This window comes from Roseibium sediminis (assembly GCF_008711325.1).
GTDB classification, from domain to species: Bacteria; Pseudomonadota; Alphaproteobacteria; order Rhizobiales; family Stappiaceae; genus Roseibium; species Roseibium sediminis.
Map to the genome: position 1 here is coordinate 18450 of NZ_VXDB01000003.1, position 14392 is coordinate 32841.

A 14392-nucleotide genomic window follows, 5' to 3' on the forward strand; every position below is an offset into this window, starting at 1 on the left:
CCGATGTTTCGCCTTTCCGAATACATGCACCAGATCAGGACGCCATCCGCTGTCCGCACCAGACCCGAAAACCGGGTGATAAAACCGGTTGTCATCTGGAACCTTACCCGGCGCTGCAACTTGCGCTGCCGTCATTGCTACACGGTGTCCGCTGACGTGGACTTTCCCGGTGAACTGACCCATGAGCAGGCAATGGCAACGCTGGAGGATCTGGGCCAATTCCGGATTCCGGCCCTGATTTTGTCCGGCGGTGAGCCACTGGACCGCAAGGATCTTTTCGAGATTGCCGAGCGCGCTCGAGGACTTGTCCGGATGCTGGCCCTTTCCACAAACGGCACGAAGCTCCATAGCGAAGCCGCCGACAGGGTGGCCGAGATCGGCTTTGATTATGTCGGGATTTCCATCGACGGAATAGGTGCCACCAACGATTGGTTCCGAGGCGTAGAAGGCGCATTTTCCGATGCTGTTCGCGGCGTGCGGGAATGCAAGGCCCGAGGCATCAAGGTGGGCCTGCGCTTTACCATAACCGAAAGCAATCACACGCACCTTCCCGGCCTTTTGCAACTCTGTGATGACGAAGGCGTCGACAAGTTTTACCTCTCCCACCTCGTTTATGCCGGTCGTGGAGACAAAAATCGCAGCGAAGACGCCGAACATGTCCGCTCTCGCAAGGCTATGGACCTGTTGATCGAAAGGGCATGGGATGGCGTTAACGGCGGACGACCACTGGATATCGTCACCGGTAACAACGACGCCGATGCGGTCTATTTCCTGAACTGGGTGCAACGCGAGTTCGGAAAGGACAAGGCCGAGCACATACGGGCGCATCTCAAGGCCTGGGGCGGCAACTCTTCCGGGTTGGGTGTAGCCAATATCGACACCCAGGGAAATGTCCACCCAGACACCTACTGGTCCGACTATACGGTCGGCAGCGTGAAACACACACCGTTCTCCGAACTTTGGACGAGCGCCGATCCGATGCTTGCTCAATTGCGCACACGCCCACGCCCTCTCAAGGGGCGGTGCGGTGCCTGCATTCACAAGGATGTCTGCGGTGGGAATACCCGTATCCGTGCACTACAGCTGACCGGGGACCCATGGGCAGAAGATCCAGCCTGTTATCTGAGTGACGGAGAAATCGGGGTTCACGAAACAAACTCCGAGCGCCTGACCGTTACGCCTTTCCGGGGAAAGAGCCATGATCCGGTTCATCGCTTCACTTAGTACGCTGCTGCTCCTGACCGGCATTTCCCTCGCGGACCCCGCTCTGGACTATGCGGACAATTGCGCTGCCTGCCACGGGGAGGCCCGACTGGGAGGTCTTGGACCTGCACTCATCCCGCAAACACTGAACAGGATGCGCGGTCCGGATCTTGCCACGGTTATACGTTCAGGCCGTCCGGCAACCCAGATGCCTGGATTTGAGAGCACTTTGAACGACCAGCAGATTGACGGTCTGATCACCTACCTCCAGGAGCCGCTTAAAATCAAGCCGAGCTGGGAGAAGACGGACATCGACGCCAGCCTCGTTCTCAATGCTGCATACCAACCGAAAGACAATCCAGTCTGGTCGTCCGATCCAATGAACATCACCCTCGTGGTTGAAACGGGGGATCATCATGTCAGCGTTCTGGACGGCGACACTTTCGAGACACTCGACCGCTTTGCCACCCCCTTTGCCGTGCACGGTGGCCCAAAATTCTCTCCCGACGGGCGATATGTTTTCATCATGTCACGGGACGGATGGGTGCAGAAGTATGATCTATATGCCTTGCAGGAAGTCGGCCGGGTCAGGGCAGGCCTGAATAGCCGAAACATCGCCATAAGCCACGATGGCAAATGGCTTGCTGTTGCAAATTATCTGCCAATGACATTGACCATCCTTTCAACCGAGGATCTGAGCGTCGCGACCGTGATGGACGTCGTTGCCAAGGACGGCACAGCCAGCCGGGTGTCAGCCGTTTATCAGGCCCCACATCGCAAGAGCTTCATTCTGGCCCTGAAGGATGCGCCGGAGATCTGGGAAGTTGCGACGGATCCAGACGCTGAACCTGTCTATGAAGGGTTCATACACAGCCGCGAGAAGGGCATGGTCGAGGCCATCGCTTCATCTGCAGGCCTTTTTTCCCGCAGGCGCATAGTTACTGCCGAGCCTCTTGATGACTTCTTCTTTGACGACGACTACCGCCATCTCATCGGGGCCTCACGGGACGGCGCAAGGGGCATTGTCGTCAATCTCAATGTAGGCCGGGAAATTGCGGAACTCCCACTGGACGGCATGCCTCATCTTGGCTCCGGCATCAGTTGGGAGCGCGATGGCCACCGGGTCATGGCGACACCCCATCTCAAGGAAGGCAAACTGTCTGTCATCGACACCGAGACCTGGGAAAGAATTACGACAATCAAGACCAACGGTCCGGGCTTCTTCCTCCGCAGCCATGAACAGACCCCTTACTTCTGGGCGGATGTCTTCTTCGGACCAAACAAGGACGAGATCCACGTCATCGACAAGCAGAGCCTTGAAATTGTCAGGACACTGAAGCCGGTTGTCGGCGCAACAGTCGCTCATGTCGAATTCACCAAAGACGGCCGATACGCGTTGGTCTCGGTCTGGGAGGACGATGGAGCCGTGATCATCTATGACGCCAAAACCCTTGAAGAGGTCAGACGTCTGCCCATGCGCAAGCCCTCGGGGAAATACAATGTTTGGAACAAGATCACCTTTTCGGAAGGAACCAGCCACTGAGGCGATCCTTGTCTCACATGGCCAACCCTCCCGTTTTGAAGACGGCGAAGCCTATCTGAATGACCTTGCGCGACGCGTAGCAAGGCTCGTGCCCGACTGGATCATCAAGTCAGCCACCATGGCAGCCCCTGCTGCGTTGGATGCGGCTGTGGCCGACTTGCCTGCAGGAGCGTTTGTCTATCCCTTGTTCATGACGGAAGGCTGGTTTACCCAAACCGCTCTGGCAGGCCGCCTCGAAGGGCGCAACCTTCATCAACTTCCGGCATTCGGGTGCCATCCGGAACTGCCTACTTTGACCAGTCGTCTGATTCTGACAGCCTTGACCGCGTCGGGTCGAGACGCAGCAGAAACCGAAATCCTTCTTGCTGCACATGGATCCGCCAGCGGTCCTGCCGCAGGGGATTGTACCTTGCAGTTTGCCGAAAAACTCGCAAGGAAACTGCCAGGTTCCAAAATTCGTGTCGGGTTCCTGGAACAGTCCCCGTTCCTGGCGGATGTAGCGAATATGTGCAGTCAACAGGCAGTGTGCCTGCCGTTCTTTGCCGGAAACGGGTTCCACGTGACGGACGACGTTCCAAAGGCGCTGGAAAAGGGCCATTTCGCGGGAACGTGTCTCGCCCCTCTGGGCGATGCTCCATTCCTCCCGGAGTTAATTGCCCAAACCCTCAAATCGGCAAATGAAAGGACACTGGCCGCATGACGAACATCGAAACCGGTTGGCCTGTCCGGAAACTGGCAACCGTCCTGTATCCCTTCGCGGCAGGAGCCGTTGCCATCAACCTTTTCATGCTCAGCCTCATGTGGCAGGCAATCGGATTTCCCGCGCTCTCACCATTGACCAGCTTGTGGCTCAGCATCCCGCTCGGACTCCCCACAACATGGCTGGCGGCAAAGTGGGTCCGTCATCTCATGGACGAGGCCGACGGACGCAAGCCGCCATCCACCTGAGCCGTTTTAAAGCCAGCCACTTGAGCCATTGTCCCGCACCACGAAGGCGCGGGTCTGTGCAAACTCGTTGAGTATTGATGCAAACACGGCCTCATCACAAATCAAGGCCGCCGTGGAGAGTCCATCCGCAAGCGCTGCAGTCGGCGCAACGACGCTTGCTCCGGACAGACCTTGACTGAGAGGCCGGCCGGTGCGCGGATCGATGATATGAGACAGGCGGCCAGCCTGATCGAATGTGGTTCCCGATCTGGCAGAACTGGCGACCGCGGAACCGACCAAGCGGATGCGAGCTTCGGTAGGGTGGTTGGAGTCAGGACGCAGTCGAACCGGCCATCCAAACTCGCCGTCATCGTCGGGCAAAGGCGTACCTATTGCGGAAATCTCCCCGAGATCAACAAGGACATCCCGGCAGCCGCGATCTTCCAGCAGGCGCGCGACCCTGTCGGTGATGAACCCCTGAGCTATGCCGTTCAAGGTCATGGCCATTCCCTGCAGCGCAAATCGGATTTCGGTTGCATCAAAGGCCACGTTGTCAAACCCGGTTCTTGCCAAAACATCGGCAAATGCTGCGTCCGCATCCCCTATCGTGTTTTGGGCATGATATTGCCATAGCGGCTGGATGGTCGGGTCAAATGCTCCGCTGGTTGCCGTGTGGAGCCGCTGGCAAAGCCCCAGAAGCTCCACCATTTCCATCGACGGGGCCTTCAGTCTCCCATCGCGGTTGAGCCGCACGAGTTCGCTGTCTTGGAGATACAGGCTGAAAATTGTCTCCAGCCGACGGACTTCCGCCTCGACCGCATCAAGGAGACCCAGTGCCTCCTTCTCATTTTCATGCAGGAGATGAATCTCGGCCTTTGCACCAAGTGCAATGCCCTTCCAGCTATGCAGTTTCACGGCTGCTTTGGCCGGCCACGCTGTCAAAGGCATGGCAAGCCCGGCCACTGAAGCCGCGCAAATTCTCAGGAATCGTCTTCGCCCCGCTGAGGCGATCGGCTCTTTGCTTTTGTCAGTTACCGGTGTCATCGCAGCACCTCGGAACTTTTTTCTTCAGTCAAGCCGGAGGAAGAAAGTTCGACCGAACCCAATACATAACCCGCAGGAATGTCCGCAAACCGGACACTGTTTCCGCCATTCTTGCTGGCAAATTCCAGTGCGCCAGCTTCATTTCCAAATGGAATGGCCTCTGGCGCGCCCATGCCTCCGGCCTGCCTGCTGCCGATGACAAACCAGGAGGCATCAGCATCGATCCAGTTATCAGTGCCGGGGTAATCCCAGCTCTCCGCCACATTCATGTCATTGACATAGATGACAGCGATGTCCCCGGCTTCTTCCGGCGACAAGGCGAATGCCACCGCATCGCGAACCTGTGTGAACCAGAGAGGGTTCGGGTTGCCGACAAGGTGTATCTGTGCCTTTGGCCCGGTGTGCTCCAGAACAGTCATCTGGCAATAATGCCCTGCCGACTCCGGCGTCAATGCAACAGGTGAGGGCTTTGCAAGCTGAACCTCCTCCTGGCACGCGGCCAGCAAACTTGTGGCAAGCAAACAGATGACAAGGCGGTTCATGGCGCAATTCTCCGGATGAGAAGAAGGCTGCCGGACATGGCAAACCCGGCAAACATGGCAAGGGAAACCAATGCACTGGTTGGCGAGAATGGCAGGGTTTCCGCAACACCTGCCATTCCACCGACCAGATCGCTCGCTCCAAGTGCTGCGAGATTGAAAAGCCGAAAGGAATCGGCGGGATTCAAGAGCAAGGCATAGGGAAATATGCTCGAGGCAAATACGCCTTCGGGATTGGCAACGAGGGCACCGAGCAATGCGAGATCATAAAGGACCACCAGAACAAGCCATGTGGCAATGGCCGCTGCAGCTGCTGTAACGGATTGCCGCGTCAGACAGGACAACATGTATCCAACGGCGATGAAGCACTGGCCGAGGAGCACCGAGGTTGCGATCAGGCGCAGAAAGTCAACCAATCCAGCGATGGAACCGGCACCGCTCAAGATCATGAAACCCGCAGTCACGCCATATCCTACCCCAAGGGCAATCAGGAGCACGAGACTGTGGCCCAGCGCCTTGCCAAACAGGAACTCTGATCGTGAGAGCGGGCATGAGAAGGTCATGAGCAGTGTTCCACGCTCAATCTCACCACAAACGGCGTCAAAGGCGAGGATCAGGGCGATCAGCGGCACGAGATAAACCGAAAGACTTGAGAGCGACGCAACAGTGATCGTCAAACGATCCACTCCCAATGTTCCGGCAGGTGCAGACCCGAGCAATGCAAGGGCAAGTGAGAAAACCGCCAGGATCGCCGTTGCCAGCACAATCCACCTGTTGCGAATTCCGATACGCAGCTCCTGCATTGCAATGGCGAGGATGCGAGACAACATGGATCAGGCCCCCTTGTGAACGGTTTCGGAGAAGTGGCGGTAAATATCGTCAAGGCCGGGCGCGTGGACCTCCACGTCCTCAACGAGCGGACCGAGAGCTCCGATCGCGGACAAAAGAGGAATTTTTTCGTCCAGCCGACAATCGATATCTACCGACCGCCCATTCATTTGCTTGCTGCCAAGTGTTGCGGCAACTTCCGGAGCTGCTCCCGGTCTGGTCCAGACCTTGAGTTTGATCGGCAGCCCGGCTTTCGCCCGAAGTCCTGTCAGACTGTCGTCGGCAACCAGTGTTCCTTTGGAGAGGATCAGGATCCTGTCTGTTCGCGGTGCCAACTCGGTCAGAGCGTGGGACGACATCAGGACGGATGTCCCCTGTCCGGCGATTTCAGCGATCAGGTCATATACATTTTGTCGGGAGATAGGATCCAGTCCGCTGGTTGGTTCATCAAGCAGCACCAGTTTTGGCTGACCTATAAGAGCTTGAGCCAAACCCAGACGCTGGCGCATACCCTTTGAATAGGTCGCAACCCGGCGATTTGCTGCTTCTGCCAGACCTACACGTTCCAGCAGCGGACCGACCTCCGCTTGGGCAACACCCTTGAGCCTTGCATAGAAGGCAAGCACTTCCCGACCTCTTAAAACGTTGGAAAACGCAACAGACTCAGGCAGGTAAGCCATGTGTTTGCGTGCACCGTCGCTGCCGGGCAAATCACCCAGAACCTCGATCTCCCCCCGATCACGTTTGAGAAATCCTAGGATCATCTTGAACAACGTCGTCTTGCCGGCGCCATTGTGGCCGAGAAGAGCAACCCGCTCGCCGGGCTCCAGCGAGAACGAAACATCATTCACGGCAGTTTGCCCGGAGAATTGCTTGGTGACATTGCGAACGGTGAGGCTCGTGCGCATCATCCCTGTACTCCCGAATTCGGTATTTTCACTTTCGGCGGCTGCATCAGGGGCGCATTGTCAACGATGCCTCCCGGCAGCAAGGCCGGAAACTGGGACTGGGTCCAACGGAGCAACTGGACCGCAGGACTTCCCACAAGGAGCTTTGCAGATGGCTGTGTCCACAAGACCTGATCGACCATGTCATTTGGTCGGTAGGATGTATCGGCCAGCCCGTCGCCATTCATGTCGAAGGCCGCATGATCGCTCCAATAATTGCCCCGCCCTTCGGTGCTCCAGTCGAGAACACGGCTGCCGACATATTTGACTTGTGTGCGGTTACCTATGAACGCGTTGCCCTGAAATCTGTTTCCGGCAGACCCGGCGGTGAAATGAACCCCGATCGGGCAGGCTTCAAAACGGTTTTCGGAAATCGCGTTTTTGTTCGCGTTGTACATGAAGAGGCATTTCTCGCCGCCGCCATTTACAGAATTGCCTGAAATCCTCGCACGGTTGGCATAGTTCAGCATCAGACCGTGGTTGCGGTCATCGATGGAAACGTTGTCTCGTATTTCGAGGCGGTCCGAAAACATCAGGGCATAGCCGATGTCATTGCCGCTGGAAACATTGCCTTCAATGACACCGTGGTTTCCATGCATGTAGTGAATGGCAAATCGAACATTCTCGATCCGGTTGTTCCGGAACGTATCGTGATGACTGGTGTTGACGAAGATGCCGTCTCGCCCGAACCGGACGGTATTGAATTCGGCGAGAAGGTTCGGCGAGTTCCAGACATAGATGCCATTGCCGCGTTCGTTAATGCGCAGGTCCTTTCGGCCTTCGATCAGGTTGTTGGAAACAACTGCATCGTGGGCGCCGTGAACATCAACGCCCGTCAGATTATTGAGTATGCGATTGTTGCGGATGATGGTGCGGTGAGCCGTCTTGTGAAGCTTGACCCCCGCATCAAGTGTTTCATGAGACAGGCCTGAACCTGTTAACTCCAGACCTTCGATAACCACATCTGCCGCGTTGACCGTAATCACGCTGCCAGTCCCGTTTCCCAGAACCCTTGCCTTGCCGTTACCGCTCAGCGTGAGTGGAAGGTCCATGACGATTGGGCCGTCATGGTCACCTTCAGCAAGCCGGAGAACATCTCCGGCCTGCGCTTGTTTCAGGATGTTGGAGAGAGCGCCCTCTGTTGCCGGAACTTCCCAGACCCTTGCCGACAGGGGTCCGCCTGCCGCCACAAGCATGGCGACCACAGCAAAGATCCCCGACAGGAACTTGAGGGCGCCCGACATGGTTATGCGCCGCTCGGTTCGACGAACATTCGACCACGCATTTCCATGTGAAGCGCATGACAGAACCACTGGCAATAGAACCAGTGCACCCCTGGGCGCTCGGCGATGAACGTCACCGAAGCGGTCGCCAGTGGACCGACTTCCATGGCAACACCATAATTCGCCATGCAGAAACCGTGGGTCAGATCGTCGATATCGTCAACATTCGTGATGTAGACGGTTACCTCATCACCCTGTTTGACCGTGAATTTCTCCAGACTGAAGTTTGGCGCGACGGACGACATGTAGACGCGCACCTTGTTGCCGTCCCGAATGACATCGGCAGCATCTTCCAGGTCCACTCCGTCAGCCTTTGCCTGGGCGACCGCGTCAGCAAACATGGGGTCGGTACGCTCCCAGACAATCGCCGGGTTCACCTTGGAGCGATGAACAATGATGCTGTCATGTGGCTCGGCAAAGGTCGGCCCGTCATGAACCACCTTCATCTTGTCGCCGGAAATGTCGATCAGCTGCTCGTTTTCAGGCTTCAACGGACCAACATTGAGGAACCGGTCCTTGGAGAACTTGTTCATCGACACGAGCCATTTGCCATCGGCTTCTGCCGTTTCACCCATGGACGTCGAATTGTGGCCCGGTTGGTAATGAACATCAACCTTGTCGAGGATCGGATCCACTTCCTCACCGGCATAGGCACGGATTGCTGCATCCATGTTCCATTTCACGACCTGGCTGTCGAGGAACAAAGTCGTGTAGCAGTTACCGCTATTGTCGAACGCCGTGTGGAGCGGGCCGAGACCCAGTTGCGGCTCGGCAACAATGGCAGACCGTGGATCAGCATTTTCCGCAAAGAGTGCATCCACCTTGGTCACATCAATGACCGAAACGGTTGGTGACAGCTTGCCGTTGATGACGATGTGTTTCTTGTCGGGAGCCGCATTGCAGCCATGCGGGCTGTTCGGAATCGGAATGTAGCGGGTGAACTGCGAGTTCGCTTCCTTGCGGCCATCAACGACCGGTACCCCGTTCAATTCCTGATAGTTTCCGGCAGCGACAGCTTCCTCGATGGCCTTGATATTGAAGACGACTGCATGGTCGGTCTCGCTTTCGGTCATCTCGGCGAGATTTGTCCCCATTTCGGAGTTATAGCTCGTCGAGAAGGCATATTTGCCCTGATAGTCGGAATCACAGTTGTCGAGGTTGCCGGAGACGATGACCTGCCAGGCGACCTTCATCTCGTCGGCATTGATGGCCGAGAAAATGCAGGTGTACTTGTCCGGCTCATCCAGGATACTGCCGTCATTGACGAGCGGAGCTTCGTGTTCCCCGTTGGCAAAGACATAGTTGGTCCTTGGATATTTTTGCGGACGCATGCCGTGGATGTCGTGGGCATTCGGGATCTCGATGATCTTGTCACACTTCATCGTGGTCAAATTGACCCTGGCAACACGCGTATTCGCCTTGTCATTGGCAAACAGATAGCGACCGTCGTACGTGCCGTCGGTGAAGGACATATGCGGGTGATGCAGATCGCCATTGTCATAGGTGACCTTGCCTTGCGCCTTCAGGAAGGCCTTGGTTTCAGGCAACAGACCTTCGGTCAGGATCTTCAGTGATTCATTTGTCTGACCCCAACCAGTGGCCGAACAACGGTTGAACACAGGAATACGCATCAGTTCGCGCATCGACGGAACACCAAGGATGCGGATTTCGCCGGTCTGTCCGGACGACCAGAAGCCGTAATATTCATCCAGTTCACCGGGAGCCATTTCCCACTTTTGCCCACCTTCGGCAGCCGTTGCCTGAACAACGCCGCCAAACGCGGCAGCACCCATTCCGGCAACAACCGCGGTCTTGGCTGTACCTCCCAAGAGTGCCCTTCGGGATAGTGCTGTTTCCTTGAAACTCTGTGACATGACAGTCTCCATCTTGGTGGTTCAGGGTTATCGGGCAGGTCGCACGATGGGTGCTTCCGTCCTTGACCCCGTTTCGGTCATCCCGGTCTGCTCCGCGAACTTTCGCCGCTTGGCCAGTTTCTTGATGCAGACAGGGCATTTCTGGTCGTGCTGATACAGAACCTGACAATGCAGGCAGTTCAGGCACTCGTTTGGATTGATGTGACCTTCGGGATGAATGGCTTGAACCATGCATTCCTTGGCGCAGCGCTGGCACGGGTTTCCACAATCGCGGTAACGCTTCAGCCAATCGAACATCCTCAGGCGCGCCGGGATCGCCAGACCGGCCCCGAGAGGGCAAAGGTACCGGCAGTAAAACCGTTCGATGAAAAGTCCGGCGATCAGAAGCCCGACAGCAAAGAGCACGAACGGCCATGTGCGTTGAAACTTCAGGATTATCGCCGTCTTGAAGGGCTCAACCTCGGCATAGTGCTCGGCAACATCCAAAGAATAGAGAGACAGCCCGAACAGCCCGAGGAAGAGCATGTATTTGACCGGCCAAAGGCGTTCATGAAGTCCCCAGGGAACCTCGATCTGCGGAATACGGCAGAGTTTTGCCAATCGGTTCGTCAGCTCCTGCAATGCCCCAAACGGGCAGAGCCAACCGCAATAGGCCCCGCGTCCCCAGAAAAGCAGCGCAGCGGCAACGGAGAACCACAGCAGGAACACCAACGGATCCATCAGGAACGCATCCCAGCTGAAGTCGCTGGTCAGAGCCGCGAAAAACGCCAGAACATTGACCACGGACAATTGCGCATTCTGGACCCACCCGAGCCAGATCAGGGTGAACGTCAGAAAGCCGATCCGGAACCAGAAGGTAAAACGCTCATTGCGGGTGACTTGCATCTGGAAGAAGAACACAAGTGTCAGAACCGAAACCGCAAGGCCAAGGATGAGAATATCCGCCTGCCGGTCCTTCCAGATCCGCATCCACAGCTTCTCGATTTCCACAGAACCGCCGTCTGAAAGCACGCCGTTTTCAGGCTGGCTGGTCTCATCGAGAGAGATGATTTGCGTCTCTACTTTCAGATAGTGATCGGGAAGCCTGTATCCGAGATCGGACGTCAGAAACACTTTATCGATCGGCCCGACAGGGCGCTGAATGAGAAGCTGAAGACGGAAGTCCCGCGAAGGATCAAAGCCCGAATTTGCCGGAATGATGAAGAGATCTGCTTCCGAAAAGGCAGGCGCGCCTTCCGCAAGGACCCTGCCGAGCCTGGCATGCTGGCGATCATGAAACCGTACGGAAATATCGTCCTGAATTAGCTGAATGCGATCGAAAATGCCACCGCGGACATAGCCCGATCCCTTGAAAGAGTACCGGCCGCGGGCGGTAACAAGAATGGCATGGTCCCCGTCCTTCATGCGGTTCTTCAGGTTTGCATACTCAGCCTCACCAAGCAGCGAAAGACCAATACTCGGGACGTCGACAAGGGCCAGATACATGTCGATGAAAGTATCCGTGTCCGGTCCATCTTCAGGTCTTGACGCCGCCCGCTGATCACCCTGTTCCAGGAAAGCCCGATTTATCTGCGCAACATCAATGGACATGCGCCGAACTGCGCCATTGCCCGTTAGTGTCTGCCAGTCGGCAGTCTCCCGCTTGGCTTCGTCGATCAGCCGTTTCGGGCCGGTATCGATCTGCTCTACAACCAGCCCACCGAGTCCCAGAGCACGAGCCACCTTGAGACCGGACCGGACGATGGAGTCATCAATCACCATGATCGTCACGGTTGCACCGGAGATGATGTCGAGATCATGAGCGGACCCGCCGGATATCGCTTCAGCTTTCAGATCAAGACCTGCGTACCCTTCGGTGACAGCTTGTATCTTGGCATCGGGGATACCGATCAGGACTATTGGTTCCGAATGCTTGACCAACCGGACGCCTGTAACCACTGCATCCTTGTTCACGCCAACAAGTGTATGGATAGGTTTTCCCGAATATCCGGTGGTGGAAACAAAATCGGAAGTCAGATAGATCCAACCAACGACCTCGCCCCCCCTGAGGGCAGGAACTGCTGCAACATCAGGCCGCATTGAGCCATAGGTCTCTGCACCCGGCGCCAGGCTTTCAACCGCCACTTTATCCAGAAAACGCAGAAGCAGCTTCTCCTCTGCCTGTGCCGGGAACTCCTGAATGCACAGGAGCAGTGCCAACAGGCAAAGCAGAAAAGTGCCGATATTTTGCTGTCTGCGTTTCACGCGACACGCTCCAGAACTCTGAACTTCGTTCTGGACTGGTGTCGGTCTTTCAGGTCCTGAAGTTCTTGACGATAGTCAAGGGGTTGAAAAAAAATCGGAACAACCACCGTCGGGCGATCCGGAAGGTGGACTATGTCCTGGTTGAATGTCTTGGTTTTGACAGGATGGGCGCATAAACAATCACAAAAAGAACAAAGGCCACCACCCAAAGGGAGCCGGATACCAGCATGGTTTCGAAATATCCCGCGAACGGCACGGCAAAGCTCCGTATCAGCGCGGCAGCTATCACCAGCCCATAAGCCAGCACAATTGGCGGAGAAACCTTCAATGGCTTTCCAGCATGACCAAGGGAAGCCCGTGTCATCATTGCCAGGGTCATGCTTCCAACCGCACCGGCGGAAAGAAGATGAAGGGCAGCTGTTTCGGATAAAGTTCCCCAAAGCACAGTAACGCCATAGAAGACATATCCTCCACCGAGCAGCAGATAGGCGACATGGAGTATCCAGAGGATGGGATCATAACGTGTTGCCCAACCCCTCCAGCCCGCAAGACGGGCTATCATCACGCATCCCGCCAGCAGAATGACAACACCGCCAAAAGGTTCCGGGAATAAGGGCAAGCATACCAGGGCGGCACAAACAGAGAGGAGAATACCGAGACGATCCAGCCAAGGACGGGAAACAGGCAAGGCACCGTCATATCCATTGCGCAACAAGGCATTTCGAGTGAAGGCAGGTACGACCCTGCCTCCAATGATCGCGATCATGGCAGCCGCGGTAAATACGCCAAGACGCACGCCAAGGCCGGCGCTTTCCTCTGTCCAACCGATCCACTCAAGATGCATCAAAAGGTTGCCGGAAAACAGCGCTGTCAGCAGCCCGAGAAACACAAAATTCCGGGCCTGAGTTTTCCTTGCAAGGCGTGTTAAAACCGCTAGCGACAGGACAGGCACGAAGGCAAGATCGATAGCAGCAACGATGACCGGATCGAGAGCGGCGGAGAACCAGACCGCAATTCGCCCCGCTACCCAGATCACCCCGCTCAGGATGACGAAGGCGGCACCAATTTCCCTGGTTCCGGTCCAGTTTGGGACCGCGGTTACAAAGAAGCCGGCAATTACCGCAACCGTATAGCCGAACACCATTTCATGAGCGTGCCAGAGGTGCGGAGCCATGGACATTGGCAGCGAAACAAAGGTTCCGCCCGCAGCATGCACCGCCAGCCAGAGCGTCCACGCGAACATGGCGAAAACGGAAAACAGCCCTGCCGACAAAAAGAAAAATCGAAACCCGGCTGTCAGAACTGTCGGGATTTGCACGGTCAAGCCGGGGCTAGGGGATCCGGTCACCTTTGCCATATCGACACCTTCTTCCAGACACCGTCGCACCTAAAGGATCATTAGTCGCCACACGCATCGGGCATGGGCTGCATCAATCACCTGAGCGGGAGTCAGATCTGGATTTTCGCAGATCTTGAAAGGGTAATAATGTTCTGAAAACAAAGGGCGCACTTTGCAGCACGCCCGTTCAACTCTCTGACCTACTGAAATGTCTTCAGGTAGGAAATGACATTTGCAACATCATCATCCTTGCGAATCCCGGCAAAGGACATTTTTGTCTTTGGAACCACATCCTTTGGCTTGCGCAGAAAGGCCCCGAGAGTTTCTTCATCCCAAACAAGACCACCTTCTCCCAGTTCAGTCAGGCTTGCAGAATACTTGAAGCCCTCGACCTTGCCCGCAGGTGCGCCCACGATGCCATTCAGCAACGGGCCAACCTTGTTCTTGGCGTCCGGCCCGACCGCATGACAGGCCTTGCATTTGGCAAATACCTTTTCACCTGCTGCAGCATCTCCGTCTGCAAGAGAAGGTGTGACAATAAAAAGCCCCGCAATCGTTGCAAGACAGGCAAACAGTTTGTTCATGACCTCAACCTTTCCGAAGTCCTTGTTCGGGTGAACT

At 56.1% G+C, this 14392-nt stretch carries 13 protein-coding genes; 4 read left to right on the top strand and 9 right to left on the bottom strand.

Going from position 1 to position 14392, the window contains the following annotated elements; genetic code table 11:
• The first annotated feature begins 3 nt into the window (after positions 1-3).
• The 4 genes from nirJ to F0155_RS03585 are packed head-to-tail and all read left to right on the top strand — an operon-like array spanning position 4 to position 3694.
• Complete coding sequence (nirJ, locus tag F0155_RS03570; protein WP_150523108.1) at positions 4-1224, top strand: heme d1 biosynthesis radical SAM protein NirJ; 1221 nt, start codon at positions 4-6, stop codon at positions 1222-1224.
• Complete coding sequence (locus F0155_RS03575) at positions 1199-2746, top strand: nitrite reductase (protein WP_150523109.1); 1548 nt, start codon at positions 1199-1201, stop codon at positions 2744-2746. The genes nirJ and F0155_RS03575 overlap by 26 nt, the downstream gene beginning before the upstream one ends.
• Complete coding sequence (locus F0155_RS03580; RefSeq protein ID WP_161599749.1) at positions 2703-3446, top strand: sirohydrochlorin chelatase; 744 nt, start codon at positions 2703-2705, stop codon at positions 3444-3446. Before F0155_RS03575 ends, F0155_RS03580 begins: the two co-directional genes overlap by 44 nt.
• Positions 3443-3694: a hypothetical protein gene (locus tag F0155_RS03585; RefSeq protein ID WP_150523111.1), complete on the top strand. Its 252-nt coding sequence runs from the start codon at positions 3443-3445 to the stop codon at positions 3692-3694. Before F0155_RS03580 ends, F0155_RS03585 begins: the two co-directional genes overlap by 4 nt.
• Before the next feature lie 6 nt (positions 3695-3700).
• Here F0155_RS03585 and F0155_RS03590 read toward each other — a convergent pair whose 3' ends face one another.
• From F0155_RS03590 to F0155_RS03630, 9 genes are all read right to left on the bottom strand, one after another.
• Positions 3701-4621 (bottom strand): FAD:protein FMN transferase, encoded by a 921-nt coding sequence (locus F0155_RS03590; RefSeq protein ID WP_161599750.1) that lies wholly within the window; start codon positions 4619-4621, stop codon positions 3701-3703.
• A 92-nt stretch (positions 4622-4713) separates the two neighbouring features.
• A complete protein-coding gene (locus F0155_RS03595; protein WP_150523113.1) occupies positions 4714-5259 on the bottom strand; it encodes a nitrous oxide reductase accessory protein NosL in 546 nt (181 codons plus the stop codon).
• Positions 5256-6086: an ABC transporter permease gene (locus F0155_RS03600; protein ID WP_150523114.1), complete on the bottom strand. Its 831-nt coding sequence runs from the start codon at positions 6084-6086 to the stop codon at positions 5256-5258. The genes F0155_RS03595 and F0155_RS03600 overlap by 4 nt, the downstream gene beginning before the upstream one ends.
• 3 nt (positions 6087-6089) lie before the next feature.
• Positions 6090-6995 carry an ATP-binding cassette domain-containing protein gene (locus tag F0155_RS03605; RefSeq protein ID WP_150523115.1) on the bottom strand — a complete coding sequence of 302 codons (906 nt, stop codon included), beginning with the start codon at positions 6993-6995 and terminating at the stop codon, positions 6090-6092.
• Positions 6992-8275: a nitrous oxide reductase family maturation protein NosD gene (locus F0155_RS03610; RefSeq protein WP_150523116.1), complete on the bottom strand. Its 1284-nt coding sequence runs from the start codon at positions 8273-8275 to the stop codon at positions 6992-6994. The genes F0155_RS03605 and F0155_RS03610 overlap by 4 nt, the downstream gene beginning before the upstream one ends.
• Positions 8276-8277: 2 nt before the next feature.
• A complete protein-coding gene (nosZ, locus tag F0155_RS03615; RefSeq protein ID WP_150523117.1) occupies positions 8278-10188 on the bottom strand; it encodes a TAT-dependent nitrous-oxide reductase in 1911 nt (636 codons plus the stop codon).
• A gap of 27 nt (positions 10189-10215) precedes the next feature.
• A complete protein-coding gene (locus F0155_RS03620) occupies positions 10216-12432 on the bottom strand; it encodes a NosR/NirI family protein (RefSeq protein ID WP_208999115.1) in 2217 nt (738 codons plus the stop codon).
• Between the two features lie 130 nt (positions 12433-12562).
• Positions 12563-13789: an NnrS family protein gene (locus F0155_RS03625; RefSeq protein WP_150523118.1), complete on the bottom strand. Its 1227-nt coding sequence runs from the start codon at positions 13787-13789 to the stop codon at positions 12563-12565.
• A 182-nt stretch (positions 13790-13971) separates the two neighbouring features.
• Positions 13972-14355, bottom strand: a complete 384-nt coding sequence (locus F0155_RS03630) for a c-type cytochrome (RefSeq protein WP_150523119.1) — start codon at positions 14353-14355, stop codon at positions 13972-13974.
• Positions 14356-14392 lie beyond the last annotated feature (37 nt).

What these genes read in the sequence shown, in the direction of transcription:
- nirJ (WP_150523108.1), top strand. Translation starts at nt 4, where the DNA reads ATGTTTCGCCTTTCCGAATACATGCACCAGATCAGGACGCCATCCGCT.
- F0155_RS03575 (WP_150523109.1), top strand. Translation starts at nt 1,199, where the DNA reads ATGATCCGGTTCATCGCTTCACTTAGTACGCTGCTGCTCCTGACCGGC.
- F0155_RS03580 (WP_161599749.1), top strand. Translation starts at nt 2,703, where the DNA reads ATGTTTGGAACAAGATCACCTTTTCGGAAGGAACCAGCCACTGAGGCG.
- F0155_RS03585 (WP_150523111.1), top strand. Translation starts at nt 3,443, where the DNA reads ATGACGAACATCGAAACCGGTTGGCCTGTCCGGAAACTGGCAACCGTC.
- F0155_RS03590 (WP_161599750.1), bottom strand. Translation starts at nt 4,621, where the DNA reads ATGCCTTTGACAGCGTGGCCGGCCAAAGCAGCCGTGAAACTGCATAGC.
- F0155_RS03595 (WP_150523113.1), bottom strand. Translation starts at nt 5,259, where the DNA reads ATGAACCGCCTTGTCATCTGTTTGCTTGCCACAAGTTTGCTGGCCGCG.
- F0155_RS03600 (WP_150523114.1), bottom strand. Translation starts at nt 6,086, where the DNA reads ATGTTGTCTCGCATCCTCGCCATTGCAATGCAGGAGCTGCGTATCGGA.
- F0155_RS03605 (WP_150523115.1), bottom strand. Translation starts at nt 6,995, where the DNA reads ATGATGCGCACGAGCCTCACCGTTCGCAATGTCACCAAGCAATTCTCC.
- F0155_RS03610 (WP_150523116.1), bottom strand. Translation starts at nt 8,275, where the DNA reads ATGTCGGGCGCCCTCAAGTTCCTGTCGGGGATCTTTGCTGTGGTCGCC.
- nosZ (WP_150523117.1), bottom strand. Translation starts at nt 10,188, where the DNA reads ATGTCACAGAGTTTCAAGGAAACAGCACTATCCCGAAGGGCACTCTTG.
- F0155_RS03625 (WP_150523118.1), bottom strand. Translation starts at nt 13,789, where the DNA reads ATGGCAAAGGTGACCGGATCCCCTAGCCCCGGCTTGACCGTGCAAATC.
- F0155_RS03630 (WP_150523119.1), bottom strand. Translation starts at nt 14,355, where the DNA reads ATGAACAAACTGTTTGCCTGTCTTGCAACGATTGCGGGGCTTTTTATT.